The 15,374-nt window shown below is 63.2% G+C and carries 17 protein-coding genes; 10 read left to right on the top strand and 7 right to left on the bottom strand.

Annotated elements, in window-relative coordinates:
* The first annotated feature begins 8 nt into the window (after window positions 1-8).
* The 6 genes from AC1D11_RS11300 (at window position 9) to AC1D11_RS11325 (ending at window position 5,596) form a co-directional block, all read left to right on the top strand.
* Window positions 9-875: a substrate-binding periplasmic protein gene (locus AC1D11_RS11300; RefSeq protein WP_477648975.1), complete on the top strand. Its 867-nt coding sequence runs from the start codon at window positions 9-11 to the stop codon at window positions 873-875.
* A gap of 72 nt (window positions 876-947) precedes the next feature.
* Complete coding sequence (locus AC1D11_RS11305) at window positions 948-1,736, top strand: amino acid ABC transporter ATP-binding protein (protein WP_477649010.1); 789 nt, start codon at window positions 948-950, stop codon at window positions 1,734-1,736.
* On the top strand, window positions 1,736-2,392 hold the full coding sequence (locus AC1D11_RS11310) for an amino acid ABC transporter permease (protein WP_477648976.1): 657 nt from the start codon (window positions 1,736-1,738) through the stop codon (window positions 2,390-2,392). Before AC1D11_RS11305 ends, AC1D11_RS11310 begins: the two co-directional genes overlap by 1 nt.
* A complete protein-coding gene (locus tag AC1D11_RS11315) occupies window positions 2,389-3,075 on the top strand; it encodes an amino acid ABC transporter permease (RefSeq protein WP_477648977.1) in 687 nt (228 codons plus the stop codon). The genes AC1D11_RS11310 and AC1D11_RS11315 overlap by 4 nt, the downstream gene beginning before the upstream one ends.
* Window positions 3,072-4,511 carry an amidase gene (locus tag AC1D11_RS11320; RefSeq protein WP_477648978.1) on the top strand — a complete coding sequence of 480 codons (1,440 nt, stop codon included), beginning with the start codon at window positions 3,072-3,074 and terminating at the stop codon, window positions 4,509-4,511. Before AC1D11_RS11315 ends, AC1D11_RS11320 begins: the two co-directional genes overlap by 4 nt.
* A gap of 77 nt (window positions 4,512-4,588) precedes the next feature.
* A complete protein-coding gene (locus tag AC1D11_RS11325; RefSeq protein WP_477648979.1) occupies window positions 4,589-5,596 on the top strand; it encodes a lysylphosphatidylglycerol synthase domain-containing protein in 1,008 nt (335 codons plus the stop codon).
* A gap of 148 nt (window positions 5,597-5,744) precedes the next feature.
* Here AC1D11_RS11325 and AC1D11_RS11330 read toward each other — a convergent pair whose 3' ends face one another.
* A complete protein-coding gene (locus tag AC1D11_RS11330) occupies window positions 5,745-8,525 on the bottom strand; it encodes a hypothetical protein (RefSeq protein ID WP_477648980.1) in 2,781 nt (926 codons plus the stop codon).
* Window positions 8,526-8,874: 349 nt separating this feature from the next.
* Here AC1D11_RS11330 and AC1D11_RS11335 point away from each other — a divergent pair, with 349 nt between their 5' ends.
* The gene (locus AC1D11_RS11335) at window positions 8,875-9,096 is read left to right on the top strand and encodes a SlyX family protein (RefSeq protein ID WP_477648981.1); all 222 of its coding nucleotides are present in this window, start codon (window positions 8,875-8,877) and stop codon (window positions 9,094-9,096) included.
* A gap of 12 nt (window positions 9,097-9,108) precedes the next feature.
* Here AC1D11_RS11335 and AC1D11_RS11340 read toward each other — a convergent pair whose 3' ends face one another.
* The 4 genes from AC1D11_RS11340 to AC1D11_RS11355 form a co-directional block, all read right to left on the bottom strand.
* Window positions 9,109-9,621, bottom strand: coding sequence for an SRPBCC family protein (locus AC1D11_RS11340; protein ID WP_477648982.1), 513 nt, complete (start codon window positions 9,619-9,621; stop codon window positions 9,109-9,111).
* Window positions 9,608-9,991 (bottom strand): ArsR/SmtB family transcription factor, encoded by a 384-nt coding sequence (locus AC1D11_RS11345; protein ID WP_477648983.1) that lies wholly within the window; start codon window positions 9,989-9,991, stop codon window positions 9,608-9,610. The genes AC1D11_RS11340 and AC1D11_RS11345 overlap by 14 nt, the downstream gene beginning before the upstream one ends.
* An 83-nt stretch (window positions 9,992-10,074) precedes the next feature.
* Window positions 10,075-10,449, bottom strand: coding sequence for a GFA family protein (locus AC1D11_RS11350; protein WP_457282121.1), 375 nt, complete (start codon window positions 10,447-10,449; stop codon window positions 10,075-10,077).
* Window positions 10,446-10,859, bottom strand: a complete 414-nt coding sequence (locus tag AC1D11_RS11355) for a hypothetical protein (protein WP_477648984.1) — start codon at window positions 10,857-10,859, stop codon at window positions 10,446-10,448. The genes AC1D11_RS11350 and AC1D11_RS11355 overlap by 4 nt, the downstream gene beginning before the upstream one ends.
* Before the next feature lie 305 nt (window positions 10,860-11,164).
* Between AC1D11_RS11355 and AC1D11_RS11360 the strand changes: the two genes are divergently transcribed.
* Together AC1D11_RS11360 and AC1D11_RS11365 are read left to right on the top strand one after the other, a co-directional pair.
* Complete coding sequence (locus tag AC1D11_RS11360; protein WP_477649011.1) at window positions 11,165-11,668, top strand: DUF421 domain-containing protein; 504 nt, start codon at window positions 11,165-11,167, stop codon at window positions 11,666-11,668.
* A gap of 173 nt (window positions 11,669-11,841) precedes the next feature.
* Entirely contained in the window at window positions 11,842-12,084 is a 243-nt protein-coding gene (locus tag AC1D11_RS11365) for a hypothetical protein (RefSeq protein WP_477648985.1), read from the top strand.
* A gap of 138 nt (window positions 12,085-12,222) precedes the next feature.
* Here AC1D11_RS11365 and AC1D11_RS11370 read toward each other — a convergent pair whose 3' ends face one another.
* On the bottom strand, window positions 12,223-13,668 hold the full coding sequence (locus AC1D11_RS11370) for a DHA2 family efflux MFS transporter permease subunit (protein ID WP_477648986.1): 1,446 nt from the start codon (window positions 13,666-13,668) through the stop codon (window positions 12,223-12,225).
* 331 nt (window positions 13,669-13,999) lie between these two features.
* Here AC1D11_RS11370 and AC1D11_RS11375 point away from each other — a divergent pair, with 331 nt between their 5' ends.
* Entirely contained in the window at window positions 14,000-14,827 is an 828-nt protein-coding gene (locus AC1D11_RS11375) for a hypothetical protein (RefSeq protein WP_477648987.1), read from the top strand.
* Window positions 14,828-14,881: 54 nt separating this feature from the next.
* Here the strand turns inward: AC1D11_RS11375 and AC1D11_RS11380 are convergent, their stop codons facing one another.
* Window positions 14,882-15,259: a VOC family protein gene (locus AC1D11_RS11380; protein WP_477648988.1), complete on the bottom strand. Its 378-nt coding sequence runs from the start codon at window positions 15,257-15,259 to the stop codon at window positions 14,882-14,884.
* Window positions 15,260-15,374 lie beyond the last annotated feature (115 nt).

Consider the following 15,374-nt stretch of genomic DNA (forward strand, 5'->3'; position numbering starts at 1 on the left):
GAGTTTTCATGAAAAAAACATTCGCCGCACGCCTCTTGTGCATGCTTATCGCCGCGGGGGCGGTACTGCCGGCTGCCAACGCCCAGGCCTTGCAAACCGTTGAAAAAGACGCTTTGAAGATCGCCTTCACCGGTGACATGCCGGGCACGGGCTACCAGGACGGCGCCATGATCGGCTACGACGGCGAGATCCTCCAGCGCGTGGCCGAGGCCGTCAAGCTCAAGGTCAAGCCCGCCCTCATGGAATGGTCGGGCACCATTGCTTCGGTGCAGGCCAAACGTGTCGACGTGATGGCCGGCACCATGGGCTGGACCGAGCAGCGCTCGAAGATCATGACCCTGAGCGACCCGATCCATTACTTCAAGAACGGCATCACCCAGTCGAGCAAGACCAACTGGTCGCACCTGAAGGACCTGGAAGGCAAAAAGGTCGGCACGATCACCGGTTTTTCGTTCATTCCGGAGCTTCGCAAAATCACCGGCCTGCAACTGACGATGTATGACACATCCGACGCGGCAGTGCGCGACCTGCTGGCCGGCCGTATTGACGCCGTCATCGGCGACCCGCCCGTGATGCAGTACGCCATTTCGCGCAACCCGCAGTGGAAGCTCAAGTTCAACGCTTTTGTTGACAACAACCCGGACTACCCGCTCCTCACCGGGCTGGGCCAGGTGGTGTTTGGCCTGAACAAGGACAACCCGGAACTCGCCAAGGCCGTGAATGCGGAAATCGCCAAGCTCTGGCAGAGCTGTGAGCTCAAAAAGATCGGCGGCAAATACGGCCTGGTGCAGGACGTCTGGTATGTGCCCGTGGGCCAGAACTTCCGCGCCGGCGTAGACCGCCCTGCCGACTGGAAACTGCCGTCCTGCAAGTAAGCCCTTAGAAGCATGGATACAGGCGAACGTGTGTGTGCACATGCGTTTGCCTGCATCAAAAAACTGAACCCCATGAACAACACACTGCTAAAAGTCGACGGGCTGAAGAAAAGCTACGGCCCGCTCGAAGTGCTCAAGGGAATTTCCTTTGACCTGAGTAAAGGCGAAACCCTGTCGTTGATCGGCCCCAGCGGATCCGGAAAATCGACCTGCCTGCGCTGCCTGAATTTTCTGGAACAGCCGGGCGAAGGCTCGGTCGTGCTTGACGGTGAACGGATAGGCCAGGTGCCAACCCGGCACGGCGGGTTCCGCTTCATGAATGACCGCGAACTCGCGCCGCAGCGCCGCGAGATCGGCATGGTGTTTCAGTTGTTTTATTTGTGGCCGCACCTGAACGTTCGCGACAACGTGGCCCTGGGCTCCATCAAGGCCGGCGGCATGTCGAAACCCGAAGCCTATGAACTCGCCGACGCCATGCTGGAGAAGGTTCACCTTTCCAGCAAGGCAGATGAATACCCGGAGCGATTATCCGGAGGGCAACAGCAGCGCGTGGCCATTGCCCGGGCCCTGGCCCAGCAGCCCAAGCTCATTCTTTTTGACGAGCCGACTTCTGCGCTTGACCCGGAGCTGGTCGGCGAGGTGCTCACCGTGATTCGTGAGCTGGCCGAAGAGGGCCGCTCGATGATCCTGGTCACACACGAAATCCGCTTTGCCAGGGACGTGGCCGACCGCGTGATCTTCATGGACGGCGGCCACATTGTTGAGCAGGGCCCCGCTGTCGATGTCATCAACAACCCGCAGCTGGAACGCACCCGCAGCTTTCTGGGCCAGGTGGCTGACAACCCGGGGCTGGCCAGGTGATGGAACAGCTTGGAATTTTCGGGGGCATCCTCGCCGTGCTGGTGGGTGGCGCAGTCACTGCCGCGGTTGTGGCCCTGGGTGCTTTCGTCATTGCGCTGGCGGGCGGAATGCTGCTGGCAATGACAGTCACTTTCGCGCGCTTTCGTTTGCTGAAGCTGGCCATTGCCACCTACATCGAATGGATGCGCAACGTTCCGGCATTGGCCCACCTCTTTGTGATCTATTTCGGGCTGGCGGCTGTGGGCATACGGCTCTCGCCGCTGGTGGCAGCGATTTTGGGCCTGGGGCTGGTTGGCGCAGCGGTGTTGTGCGATGTATTTGTCGCCGGGCTCAAGTGCCTTCATGCCGGCCAGCGCGAGGCCGCCCTTTCGGTCGGAATGACACCGCGGCAGGCGCTGATTCACATTCTTCTTCCACAAATGCTGCGGGTGACGTGGCCATCCCTCGGCAACTACACCAGCCAGTTGCTCAAAGACACGTCTATCGCTTCTGCGATTGCCGCGCCGGAAATCATGTTTTTTGCCAGGAACCTGGTGACCTCTACTTTTGAAACCACTTTGATCTACCTTGCCGCCATGCTGTTGTATGCGGCCATGGTGCTGCCGGTCAGCTGGGGATTTGCCAAGGCCGAAAGCCGCATGGAGAGCAAGCGATGAACAGCTTTTTTGCAGTCTTCCTGCAATACTGGCCCGAGTGGGCGCCCCGCCTTGCCGAGGCGTCCAAAGTAACGGCAAAGCTGTCATCTGCGGGCTTTGTGATGGCGTTGCTTTTGGGTGCCGCCCTGGCGGCCATGATTCGCAGCGGCCGGCCGGCCCTGCGCTTTGCCGCCAACTTCTTCATCCAGTTCGTGCGCACCGTGCCCCTGCTCGCGCTGCTGCTGGCGCTCTACTTTGCGCTGCCACCGCTCGGGCTCACGCTGCCGGGCTTCTGGGCCGGGGTGATCGGGCTGGGCCTGCACGGTGCGGCGTATGTTGCCGAGATTTTGCGCGGAGGCCTGCAGTCAATTCATCGCGGGCAGCGCGAAGCAGCCCTGGCCGTTGGACTGGCGCCGCACCAGGTGTTCATGCATGTGGTGTTTCCCCAGGCGCTGCGCGTCATGCTGCCTCCGCTGCTGAACACCTATGTGGCGCTGTTAAAAGACAGCTCACTGTGCGCATTGATCGCCACGGACGAACTCATGCTGACGGCGCGGGCCATGTCCAGCGAGTTCTTCCTGCCCCTGCACATCTTCCTGCTGGTGGGCGCCTTTTACTTTGCCATTGCTTTCCCTTTGTCAATGCTTTCGCGCGCGCTGGAAAAGCGCCTCTCGCGCGGCCGGCGGGTGATGGGTGCTGCATGACCGACACCGCCCATACCTCCCATATCTCCAACACCCCGCTTGCCTACGCCTCCATGGAGCAGACGCTCGAAGCGCTTGCCAGCGGAGAGACCAACAGCGAAGCGCTGGTCGAAAACCAGCTCTCGCGCATAGACGCCTTTGACGCCAAGCTGCACGCCTATGTAGACCTCTATGCAGATGAAGCCTTGCAGGCCGCGCGCGGCCTGGACAAGCTCAGGCAGGCCGGCTTCACGGTGGGCCCGCTGCACGGTGTGACCATCGCCGTCAAGGATCTTTTTGAAATTAAAGGCCATGCCATCACCGCGGGTTCCAGATCGCTCCCGCCGCGCACCTCCACCATCACGGCGACGGTGGTCGACCGGTTGAGGGCAGCCGGCGCCATCGTGCTGGGGAAAACACACACGGTGGAATTTGCCTTTGGCGGCTGGGGGACCAATACCTCCATGGGCACACCCTGGAACCCCTGGGACCTTGAAACCCACCGCGTGCCCGGCGGCTCCAGCAGCGGCTCGGCCGTGGCGGTTTCAGCGGGCATGGCCAGCGCAGCGCTGGGCACGGACACCGGCGGCTCTGTTCGCATTCCGGCCGGGCTCTGCGGGCTGGTGGGGTTGAAGACGACGCATGGGCTGATCAGCCGCTACGGCCTGATTGACCTGTGCCCCACGCATGACACGGTGGGCCCCATCACACGAACCGTGAAGGATTGCGCGACGCTGCTGGACGTGCTGGCGGGGCCTGACCCGCAGGACGCGGCATCCCGCTTTTCGCCCTCGCGTTCGGTTTCAAAAGAAATTGAAAAAGATGTCAGGGGAATGCGGGTCTGGACCCTGCCCAGAGCTGAGCGCGAAGACGTAGACCCGGAAGTCCTGAAGGCTTATGACAGGTCTCTTTCCGTGTTCACCGGGCTTGGCATGACGCTGGTGGACAAGCCGCTTCCGCAAAGCCTGGCGCAATCCATGCGCATTGCGGGCAGCCTGATGAGCGCCGAAGGTTATGCCAATCTCGGCCCGCTTTTTGAGCGCAATGAGCTGAAGTTTGACCCGAACATCAAGCGGCGGATCATGCTGGGCCGGGACATCGGCGCGGCCCAATACATCAGCCTGCTGCGCGACCGCGAGTCTGCGAAAGCCGCGATGCTGGACGCCATGGACGGCGTCGACGTTTGTGTATTTCCGACCAATGCGATCACCGCCATACCGGTGAGCGAGGTTGACGAGCTGGCCACGCCGCTGTCGCGTTTCGGCCGTTTTGTGAACCTGCTTGATTTGTGCTCGGTGGCCGTTCCTGCGGGGCTTTCTGCCACCGGCCTTCCGGTTTCCATTCAAGTGATCGGGCGGCCCTTTGCCGAACCCACGATATTGCGCGCAGCGTTTGCGTTCGAAAAAGCCACGCCGTGGAACCGCCTGCATCCCGCAGGCCTTGAGCTGGAGCGCTGAAGGGCTGCACTGCAGCGTGGTGGGCCGCCGTCGGTTTTCGCCTACAAAAATCAGCGCCAGCCTCGCTGGAGTTCCTTTTGAGCCTTGCTGAAAATGCATTGATCATGCCCAGCACTGCGGCTCACCTTCCCGACAGCACGTCCCCGGCAGCCGCAACGTCGCTGTGGCCGCGCATCCGCCGCTGGGTGTTTCCTGCGCTGGGCATCGTCGTCCTGGGTTTGCTGGTTTCCCATGCCCACAAGGTGGACTGGGAAGGCGCCTGGCAGACGCTGCGGCGCTACTCGCCTCTTTTGCTGCTTGCCGTGCTGGCCCTGGCCACGGCCAGCCATGCGCTGTATGGCTGCTTTGACCTGATTGGCCGGCAGCATACGCGCCACAAGCTGCCGCGCCTGCAGACCTGGGCCATTGCGGTCACCAGCTACGCCTTTAACCTGAACCTGGGTTCGCTGGTCGGCGGGGTGGCGCTGCGGGCGCGACTGTATGCGCGGGCGGGGCTGGACGAGGCCACCATTGCGCAGATCGTGGGCCTGAGCCTTGCGACCAACTGGCTGGGTTATGGCCTGGTGGCGGGGAGCCTTTTTGCCGCCGGCGCCATTGCGCCGCCCAGCCAGGCGCACATTGGCGCCGCGGCGCTGCGCCTGCTGGGCGTGGTGATGGTGCTGATTGCACTGGGCTACGTGGTGGCGTGCGCGTTGGCGCGCGGGCACGTGTGGCGGGTGCGCGGGCGGCGGCTGAAGCTGCCTTCTGCGCAGCTGGCCCTGGTGCAGCTGGGCATTTCAGCCAGCAACTGGGCGCTGATGGGCGCGGCCATGTATATGCTGCTGGGCCAGCAAGTGCCCTACACCACGGCACTGGGCGTGCTGATGGCGGCATCCATCGTGGGGGTGATCATGCCGATCCCCGGCGGGCTGGGTGTGCTGGAGGCGGTTTACCTGGCGCTGCTGTCGGGCAGCGTGCGCCAGGGGGCGCTGATGGGTGCGGTGCTGGCCTACCGCGCGCTTTACTACCTGTTGCCGCTGGCGGGCGGGCTGGTGCTGTATGCGCTGCTGGAGCGGTATGCGTCAACCCACGCTGAAGCCCATTAGCCGAGGTACCGCTTGGTGATCGACATGGCGGGCATGACGGTTGTTGCCCTCCCCTGAATTGCTATCAATAACGTAGCTGCTTGCGCCCGGTCATAAAGGGCTGCAGGCCAAAATGATGCCAAATCGGCCCGGCCAGGCACCGCGCGCACTACCTGAATATGCGCGAGCCGATCAGCACGCCCAGCTTTCGGTAGCTTTCCCACTGCGCTTCGTCAAAGAACTGGTCAAACGTGGTTTGCTGCGGGAACGACGGCTTTTTGGTCTGGTATTCAAACAGGTCAAGGGGCGCGCCCTTGATCAAACGCGGCTTGAGCACCAGCAAAATACTTTCAGAGGGCTTGCCCGGCTGGCTGCTGGCATAGCGCACGCGGTAGAGCAGCGCACACTTTTCGTCGAGTGGCGCCAGCGGATCGGTTGCCGGTCGCAGTTCAGATTCGTCGCGGGCGAAATAAGGCGCCAGTGTGGCGGCATTGGGTGCAAGCCGGGGCACCGCGCCTGGCCCGACACATTCAAACTCGGCCCCGAAATCGATGCGTGCCAGGCGCATCAGGTTGGCAAGGTCTTCAAAGCTGTAGTTCGGGTCTGCGCCGCAATCGCAGCAGACGATGAAGTCCACCCGCCTGCGCAGCAGCTCGAAAACGCCGGTGTTCTCAAAGTGCCCGCCGTCGCTCAGGTACCAGTGCGAGCCGTCCGTGCCCAGGAAGCGGGCGCGCAATTCGCGCTGCAGGTAGGTCTGGTTGCGCCACAGGGGGAATGGCGTTTTGGGGTCGGATTTTCCGGAGTTCCACCACCAGCCGAGGCGTATGTTGGTGATGGTGAAAAGCATGGCCTGCCCCAGCGAGGTGCCGCGGCCCAGCCCTGTCGAAAACGCCGCGCCGGACACACCCACCCATTGGCCGATGGACAGCTCGGGCGGCGCCCGCCTGGCGGCTTTGGCTTGCATGCCTGCGAAATTGCCGGTCTTTGCATTCCAGAGCCTGCCGTCCACGGTGACGCCCGCAGGCGTGACAGCCAGCGGCAGGCCCTGCCTGTCCCGCTGGGTCAGCTGGTCGCCGGTGCCCGTGGTGGCATTGATGGTCACGTTGATGAGGTGGGCCGGGCCCAGGTGGTCGTTGCGGTAGTAGGCCTCGCGCGTGAAGTCGTCGCTCGCATCGGCTTCGGTCACGTCCATCCTGGGGCGTTCCGATTCAAACCGTGCCTTGTTGGACGCCCCCAGGTAGGCACGCGTGAGGCGCGCACCGTACATCACCTGCAGGCTCGACAAATTGATGAACCCCAGAAAGTAGCCCGCCACCGCCACAGCCAGGAGGCAAAAGACAATGGAGATGACGGGGTAGAAGTATTGCCAGACCCATGATGAATCCTGGCCAAAACGGACCGTGGTGAACATGGATTCAATCATCAGCTGCCCGAGCCCCGGCAGCGGCGGCTGCATGCCAAACAGCAAGGCCGCGGCCGCGCAGTTCCAGGCCACGGCCAGCAGCAGCGCCAGCGCCAGCCCGACCGCGCCAAGCAGGGTGTTGAGCGGCAGCCTGCTGAGCAGGCCGTCTTTTCCGGGCTGGGCCAGCACCGGCGCAAACTGCTTCACGGCCGCCACCAGGGCCGCGACCACGCCGGCCACGCTGAAAACAGTGAGCGGTGTTGACTGGCTTGTCGCCAGCCAGAGATACAGCGTCTGCCCCGCGGTTTCAATCAGCGCCAGCACGGCAACGATGAATGCGTACGTCAATACCCTGGAGAGCCACCGTGTGATGCGGTTGCGAAACAGCCCGGGTGATTGCTGTGGAAGGTACTTCGCCACAAAAAACACGCCCAGGGAAAAAGCCAGGATGACATCGATCAGCACCAGCAGCAAAACAGGCACCGGAACAGCCTCAAACAGTGACCCGGCGCCGGCGGCCGGCGGCGCTACCTGGCTCCAGAGGACACAGGCAGCCAGCACACCCGCGGCCAGCAAGCCGGCAGCCGCAAGCGCCGGTGCGGGAATGGCCGGCAGAGGCGCTTTCTTTGCGCCGGCTGTACCGGCACCGGAAGGTGAGGTGTCCTGGTCGAGCCAGTAGGCCGCGCCGCACGGTATGACCGCAAGCACGAGCCAGATGCCCAGCACCCCGAACCACGGGCTGAGCCAGATGTCTCCGCCCTTCAGCGGAGGCCTGGGCTGCATCATGGATTCCAGCGCAAGCCCCAGCGCATGAAACCCCTCCCATGGAATCTGCAGGCTGCCGTAACGCAGGGCAAACATCAAAAGGAAAATGGTCAGCAAGGTCACGCCGATCACGTAATGCACCGCACACAGGTTGCGGATGGCGATGGCGATGTCGTAGAGAAAGTCACCGGTGTTGTTCGGTGCCAGGTAACGCCCGTTTTCACGCAGCCAGCGCAAGGGGCGGTCGGGCATCTGGGTGAGCGCGGTCTGGACCTTGCTCAGCCTGCCGGGCGGGTCGGTCGCGAGTGCTTCGTAGGCTTCGATGGCCAGCACTTCGGGTGCGGGCGGCGCAGGAGGTGCATGGGTCGCCGCAGGTGTGAGGAGATCGCGGGGGCGAAACAGGGCCGAGAAAAAACTGCCGGTGTACCCGCCTCCGCTGACGGTGGAAAGGAAGTCAAAGCGGGCCAGTAGCGGCCAGGGCTTTTGCCTGTCGTTAGCGCCTCTTCCCGGGCCGCTTCCCGGGCCACTTCCCGGACCACTTTCTCCCGGCAGGTTGAACCCGGCTTTTGCCAGCGCCTGCAACACGCCAAGGCAAAAGGTGGCGCTGCGAATGCCGCCGCCGGACAAGGCCAGGCCCCACAACTCCCGGGGCGCCGTGCCGCTGGCATAAATAAAACTCCGCCGGAAATCAATGGCCTTGCGCTCTTCTTCTTGCGCCCCCTCCTGCGCCTGTTCCTGCGCCTGTTCCGGTGTGAGTGGGTTTCCAGTGCCTGGCTCGGTCATATCTCGCCTCCTTGGGCAAACAACACAGCTACCGCATGGGCTTTGAAGACGGCTCCGGCGTTGCCATGAAACGCGACGCCCTGCAAAGACTCAGACGAGCTTAGGCAGACGGTGCGGGAAAGACAAGGCTCTTATTCCCACAAATCGTATCGAAGCAATGCGCAGGGGGTGGCGCCAGCGAAACCTGACAGCTTTATCATCCGAACCGCTATCAATAACATAGCTGCTCGCGCCCGAACATAAAGGGCTGCAGGCCGAAATGACGCGCAAATCATTGCCGTGGAGGCCGCTGGAATGCCCTGGGGCCCCTGCCCCGCGCAGCTTCATGTCCAATACAGGCATGGAACCGATGAACGACACACCCCAAACCGACCAGCGCCTGACGGCGCTGGAGATCAAGGCCAGCTTTACCGAAGACCTGCTGGACCAGCTCGACAAGGTCATCGTGCGGCAGCAGCAGCAAATTGATGCGCTGGTGCGCGAAGTGGCAGAACTGAAAGCCGGCCCGGTGCGCGACGGCGACGTGACGGTGGGCCGCAGCCTGCGCGACGAGCTGCCGCCGCACTTCTAGGCCCGGCGCAGCTCAGACGCCGAGATGGGCGCCGAGCTGGTCGAGGGTGCCGCCGTAGCCTTGCGTGAGCGATGGCCTCAGCTCTTCGAAGTACTGACGCTCAGCCGCCAGCTCACCGAAGGGTTGTGCGCGCAATGCCACGATGGTGCTTCCGTTTTTTTCGGTGAAGGTCACGGTGTTTTCAATTTCCAGGGGGCAGGCTTCGCTGAACGGTGCACGCGCAATGCCGCAGTGTTCATTGGCAAACGAGTTCAGCCACACGATGCGTTCACCCGTGGCTATTTCACGGTAGTTGAACCGGCCCCACATCGTGGGTGCGCCCGGAAACTTCATGGCGTAGTGAAAAAACCCGCCGGGCCTGAACTCGAAACGCAACAGGTCGACGGAGCAGCCCTTGGGCCCCCACCATTGCTGGATGTTGCCGGCTTCGCTCCATGCTTTCCAGACGCGCTCACGCGGGGCCTTGAACACGCGGTCGATCAGGAACGGGGAAGCCATGGCTGCCTTGCTGTCATTTGCGGACATGTTTCTTTCCTTTTTTGGGGGTTGATTGAGTTGACCGGGTTGACGAGGCAGATGTGTCCGGCTGCAAAAACGCGTCGAGCCTGTCAAAGCTGTCTTCCCAGACATTGCGGTACAGCGCCATCCAGCTGGCGACTTCTTTCAGGGGCGCAGCCTCCAGGCGGCACGGCCGGGTTTGCGCCGCACGTCCGCGAGAGATCAGGCCTGCCCGTTCCAGCACCTTCAGGTGTTTCGAAATGGAAGGCTGCGTCATGTCGAAGGGCGCGGCAAGTTCATTGACCGTGGCTTCGCCGGAAGCCAGCCGGGCGACGATGGCGCGGCGGGTCGGGTCTGCGAGGGCGGCGAACGCCTTGTTGAGGGTGTCCGGGGTCATTACATGGCCAATCGTTTATATAGCTGTTTGGCTATATTAAGGCGATCGAAACAGGACGTCAACGGCTTGCGTCTTGGGCTCAACTACCAGAGGTTCTTGCCGTCGATCACCGTCACAGGTGCTTCGGCCGCGTCGAACCCGTCAAAGAGGCGGGCGTTGACGCCGATGCGGCGGGTGGTGCCGTCCCAGCTGCCGTCCATTTCAAAAGCCGGGCTGTCTGAATAGGTGGACACACCGCATTCGGCGCAGAAGTGGTGGTCTACCAGCTTGGTCTGCCAGCGGTAGATGGCATCGCCATCCGTGGGCGTGGTGACGTGGAACTGATCGGGCGTGTAGTACGCCAGCAGCGCACCGCGCCTGGCGCAAAACGAGCAGGTGCAGCGCGTGAGCTGCGCGGGGATTTCGCCGTCAATGCGAAAGGCGTTTTTGCCGCAATGGCAGCTTCCTGTGATCGTCATGCGCCACCTCCCCGAACTGTTGCATCGCCATCTTCTTCATCTGTTTCATCTTCTTCATCTTCATCGACCACGACGCCGGCAATTTCCTCTGCACCGCCTGCGGCCCAGGTACCTTCGTCCTCCTCGTCCCCTGCTTCCGGGTCTTCATCGGCGCCTTCTTCCAGGAAGTCGGCCTCGTCCATCGCGCGGTCGGGCAGGATGTCGGCGTCCGGGCGCTCATCGCCGATGACACCGGCACGCTCGCCGGTACCCGCAGCGTCGCTGTCGCCGGCCAGCTCTTCGTCGCTGTAGGCACCTAGCGTGTCGCTGCCGGTGTCTGAACTGTCGCCCGGGCCGAGCGACTGTGTGTCTTTTCCGCGCATCCACTGTTCGGGCGGAATGCTGCCACCCGCAATGCTGCTTTTTGCCATGCTGTGCCTTCTTTCTGCTTGTACCGGCGCGAACCACGCGCAATGATGGCGGGCAACCCGCCATCGGTTTTATTCTGCAAAGCCGCAGCCGGCGCCGTTGTGGGACAAAACCGCTTCCTGGTTGTCAGCAGGTGCATTCCCCGGCGCATCTGCAGTGATCAACGGCAAGCGCCCAAGGCGTCGAAGGGCGAATCCGGCTTGCCAGATGTCCTACAAGGGCCGGGCAACGCAACCGACACCTTGCGCCACCGGCGTTTCCTTAAATGATGGCTCGGCGTGCCTTGCTGATCTTGCTGATGAATGCCATGTTTGAACTCAACGTCTCCTGGTGGGAGCTGCCCCTGCGGGCGGTCATCATCTACCTTGCGCTGCTGGCCATGGTGCGCGTTTCGGGGCGGCGCACCGTGGGCCAGTTCACACCGTTTGACTTGCTGGTGGTGATGCTGCTGAGCGAGTCGGTCTCCAGCGCACTGAACGGCGGGGACGAATCTGTTACAGGCGGCCTGCTGGCTGCCATCACGCTGGTGGCACTGAATGTGCTCGTCGCGTTTATTACCTCGCGCAGCCGCCGCATGCAAACCGTGCTGGAAGGCCGCCCCCTGCTGGTGGGCCGCAACGGCGAGGTGTTTCTGGAGGTGCTGAAGGCGCAGCGCGTGCCCCTGTGCGATGTGGAGCAGGCGTTGCGCGAAGCCGACTGCGACCGGTCGGACATGCGGTTTGCCTTCCTGGAGGCGGACGGGAAAATCAGTGTCCTGAAAGAGTCGTCGAACGATACGTCCCCGGTCAAGGAGCGCGTCATTGCAGGCTGACGGGCGACCGCGGTCCAGACCGGTTTTGCCTGTATCGCAAGCCATGGCGCCATGGCACGTCTCCTAGGGAAAAAACGAATGCCACGACGGCAAGCCTGGGTTACCCTGTTGCCAAAACCCGTCAGGCAGGCAGTCCGTCTTTGCGCTGCCGGCTGACACCTCAGGTGCACGCCATGTCACTTCCACCGGATTTCAAACCTTCCGATTTTTCCATCGGCTCCATCAGCGACCGCCAGCTCGTGAACCTGGCCAAGCTGGCCGGCGCCATGACGGAAGGCGACGCGCTGACGCCGGAGCTGCAGGAGTTCACCCTGCTGATCATGGAAAAGTGCGCCGACATCGGCGACAAGTACAAAAGCCAGAAACACGGGCGCACTGCCGGCGACGAAATTCGCGCCCTGTTCGGGGTTTACTGACCACCCTGCGGGTGCCTGCCCTGGCTGGGTGCGGCCGGCCGGCGCCGCCAGCCTCGTTTAATTTGCTACCAAATTAATAGCGGCTTGCGCCCGTTCTTATTGGGCTGAAGTCCAGTTTTATGCATAAACCAGCCGCGGCTAGCCGCCGGCTTCCGTTGCCGGGTGCGCACCCGGCACTGCCGCGCCCGTGCGAAGCAGCACGGCGCCCAGCAAGGCGGCGCAGGCCGCAAACACCGCACCGATGACAAACGCCAGCTGGTAGCCGCCGTTGAGCGCCACCACGGCATCGGCACCCGCGCCAGCCAGCGAACCGGTACGCGCCGCCGCCAGGCTGGCCAGCACCGCCAGCCCCAGCGCGCCGCCCATCATGAAGGAGGTATTGACCACACCCGAGGCAATGCCCGACTCGGCCGGGTCCACGTCGCTCATGGCGGCCAGCAACACGGGGTTAAAGGCCATGCCGGCCCCCAGCCCCAGCAGCAGCATGCCGGGCAACACGTCGAGCGCAAAGCTGCCGCCCACCGGCGCACGCGCGAACAGGGCCAGGCCCAGGGCGGCCAGCAGCAGGCCGGCAGACAGCGGTGCGCGTATGCCGAAACGCATGACGATTTTGGCCGACAGGCCCAGCGAGAACGCGGCCATGATCAGGTTGGCGGGCAAAAACCCCAGGCCGACCTGCAGGGCGCTGTAGCCCAGCACCAGTTGCATATACAGCGCCGAAATAAAGAACCAGGCAAACATGGCCGCGGCCCACAGTACGCCGACCACGTTGGCGGTGGCGACGTTGCGCAGGCGGAAAAGGCCCAGCGGCACCAGCGGTGTCGTGACCCTGGCCTCGATGGCCAGGAAGATCGCCATCAGCACCACGGCAACACCCAGCAAACCGAGCGTCTGGCCCGACAGCCACCCTGCTTCGTTGCCGTTGACGATGCCGTAGACGGCCAGCATCAGCGCGGTGGTGACGGTGACGGCGCCCCACACGTCAAGCCGCGCGCCGGTGGCCTGCCCCTTGCCGCCGGGCAGCAGAAACAGGCACAGCGCAAACACGGCGCCGCCTATGGGCAGGTTGACCAAAAAGATCCAGTGCCAGTTGAGCGAATCGGTCAGCACGCCGCCCAGCAGCACACCGATACTGCCGCCGCCGGCACAGACAAAGCCGTAGACACCCATGGCCTTGGCACGCTCGGCCGGTTCGGTGAAGAGGTTCATGATGAGCGACAGCGAAATCGCCGACACCACCGCGCCGCCCAGGCCCTGCACCGCGCGGGCCACCACCAGCAGCACCTGCGAATTGGCCAGGCCGCAGGCCAGCGAGGCCACGGTGAACAGCGTGAGCCCCGCCAGGAACAACCTGCGCTGGCCGTACAGATCGCCCAGCCGGCCGCCCAGCAGCAAAAAGCCGCCGAAGGTCAGCATGTAGGCGTTCACCACCCAGACGAGCGAGGTTTCGGTAAAGCCGAGGTCGGTGCGGATGGAAGGCAGTGCCACATTCACGATGGTGGTGTCGAGCACGATCATCAGCACGCCCAGGCAGAGCACCACCAGTGCCCACCAGCGCTTTCGGGTTTCCATGTTGTGTGTCATCTGCGGTTTCTCCCCGGTTCAATGAAGGTCGATCGGTGGCATTCAGCGGGATCAATTCAAGAATTCATCAGGCCCGCCTGGTTCGCAAACCCGGATGCTATCAAATCAATAGCTGGTTGCGCTGGTTCAAATTGGTCCGGAGGCCCTTTTTATGATGAACCACACAAAGGAGCGGGGCGAGGTGCCTGTGTCCTACAAGTGCAGCCGGATTTGGCGGATAGAAGCCGGGCATTCGGCTGGCTAATTTAGCTGTCAGGAAACGGGAGCACCGTGGCCCTCCCGACACCCTGGCACCCCACACAGGCCGCAGACTTTTCCCATGGGACTTCTCATGCTTTTGACCGCACCCCCCGGCCGGGCAACCCGCGCCGCCAGACTTGCGGGCCTCGCCATGCTGGGCGGCGCCGGCCTCGTGGCCTTGCCGGCACTGGCAGACCCTTCGCCCGCGCTGGACCGCGCCAGCCTTTCGATCGGCGCCTTCCATGCAGACCCGACTTTCAACGCGGCGGTGAACACCCGCTTCGGCCGGCTGGACTCCGGCGATGTGAACCGCAGCAGCGTGACCATGCCGCGCATCAAGGCCGACGTGCTGCTGTTTGATAGCCAGGGGCTGTCGCTGGACTACTACCAGTTCAAGCGCGGCTACTCGGATTCGCTGGTCAGCAACACCAATGTGGGCAGCGGCACCGTGACCACCACGGGCACCGCCAACCTTGACGTGAAGCTGGACTTTGCCAAGCTGGCCTACAAGTGGTGGCTGGGTTCGGGCAACACCGTGCTGGGCCTGGGCGCGGGCGCTGCCTACTACCGCGCCAGCCTGGATTTGCGCGCCACGGCAGCCGTCGGCGGAACCACCGGCGCCATCGCAGAAACCTACAGCGACGACGCCGTGGCGCCGCTGCTGGAAGTCGGCCTTCGCCACGCCATCAGCCCTGACCTGCGGCTGTTTGCCGACGCCTCCGGCGTGAAGAAAACCGGCGGCAACGTGCGCGGCGAGATCTACAACGCCGCGGTGGGTGTGGAATGGTTTCCCCTGAAGAATGTGGGCGTGGTGCTGGACTACGGCCTGACCGACATCGACCTGCACCGCGACGACAGCAACGCCCGCTTTCGCGTCAAGCTCAAGGGCCCCTCGGCTTTCCTGAAAGTGCGCTTTTAGCAGTTCTCCATGCCGCGCCGGCCTCGGTGCGGCGGAAAGCAGGCGCCGGCTGGATCAACGGTTGAGAATATGCAGGATGTTGCCGTCCGGGTCCTTGAACCAGGCGCCCTTGAAGTCGCCCGCAACATGCGCGTCGCCTTGCCGCGTCATGCCGGGCATGTCGTAGTGCTCAAACACCACGCCTTTGGCCTTGAGCGCCTTCAGGATGTCGTCGAACTCGTCGCCCACGCTCCAGGTGGCGGATGTGGCCTTGTTGGTGCCGGCGAAAGACGAGACATACACCACCACGATGGCGGTGCCGCTTTGGTAGGTGAGCACGCCCTCTTCGGCAGTGTCCAGCGGGGTGAGGCCGAGTGTGCCTCCATAAAATTTCTTCGCCGCCGCAAGGTTTTTGACGGCGATGGTGGCCATGGCGTTTCGGTTGGCAAGCATGATGGCTCCTTTCAGTTGCCATGTTTGTGGCCGTGCCGGGACATGTCAACCCTGGCCCCGCGGGAAAAATGTGTCCTTGTGTGCGTGCACCGGATTCCGCATGCAAAGAAATGTA

Source organism: Polaromonas sp. P1_E11, from assembly GCF_056405995.1.

Excerpts from the sequence above, each read along its gene's own strand:
- AC1D11_RS11350 (WP_457282121.1), bottom strand. The coding sequence starts at position 10,449 with ATGACGATCACAGGAAGCTGCCATTGCGGCAAAAACGCCTTTCGCATT.
- AC1D11_RS11300 (WP_477648975.1), top strand. The coding sequence starts at position 9 with ATGAAAAAAACATTCGCCGCACGCCTCTTGTGCATGCTTATCGCCGCG.
- AC1D11_RS11345 (WP_477648983.1), bottom strand. The coding sequence starts at position 9,991 with ATGACCCCGGACACCCTCAACAAGGCGTTCGCCGCCCTCGCAGACCCG.
- AC1D11_RS11370 (WP_477648986.1), bottom strand. The coding sequence starts at position 13,668 with ATGACACACAACATGGAAACCCGAAAGCGCTGGTGGGCACTGGTGGTG.
- AC1D11_RS11380 (WP_477648988.1), bottom strand. The coding sequence starts at position 15,259 with ATGCTTGCCAACCGAAACGCCATGGCCACCATCGCCGTCAAAAACCTT.
- AC1D11_RS11310 (WP_477648976.1), top strand. The coding sequence starts at position 1,736 with ATGGAACAGCTTGGAATTTTCGGGGGCATCCTCGCCGTGCTGGTGGGT.
- AC1D11_RS11335 (WP_477648981.1), top strand. The coding sequence starts at position 8,875 with ATGAACGACACACCCCAAACCGACCAGCGCCTGACGGCGCTGGAGATC.
- AC1D11_RS11355 (WP_477648984.1), bottom strand. The coding sequence starts at position 10,859 with ATGGCAAAAAGCAGCATTGCGGGTGGCAGCATTCCGCCCGAACAGTGG.
- AC1D11_RS11375 (WP_477648987.1), top strand. The coding sequence starts at position 14,000 with ATGCTTTTGACCGCACCCCCCGGCCGGGCAACCCGCGCCGCCAGACTT.
- AC1D11_RS11305 (WP_477649010.1), top strand. The coding sequence starts at position 948 with ATGAACAACACACTGCTAAAAGTCGACGGGCTGAAGAAAAGCTACGGC.
- AC1D11_RS11320 (WP_477648978.1), top strand. The coding sequence starts at position 3,072 with ATGACCGACACCGCCCATACCTCCCATATCTCCAACACCCCGCTTGCC.
- AC1D11_RS11340 (WP_477648982.1), bottom strand. The coding sequence starts at position 9,621 with ATGTCCGCAAATGACAGCAAGGCAGCCATGGCTTCCCCGTTCCTGATC.
- AC1D11_RS11360 (WP_477649011.1), top strand. The coding sequence starts at position 11,165 with ATGTTTGAACTCAACGTCTCCTGGTGGGAGCTGCCCCTGCGGGCGGTC.
- AC1D11_RS11315 (WP_477648977.1), top strand. The coding sequence starts at position 2,389 with ATGAACAGCTTTTTTGCAGTCTTCCTGCAATACTGGCCCGAGTGGGCG.
- AC1D11_RS11330 (WP_477648980.1), bottom strand. The coding sequence starts at position 8,525 with ATGACCGAGCCAGGCACTGGAAACCCACTCACACCGGAACAGGCGCAG.
- AC1D11_RS11365 (WP_477648985.1), top strand. The coding sequence starts at position 11,842 with ATGTCACTTCCACCGGATTTCAAACCTTCCGATTTTTCCATCGGCTCC.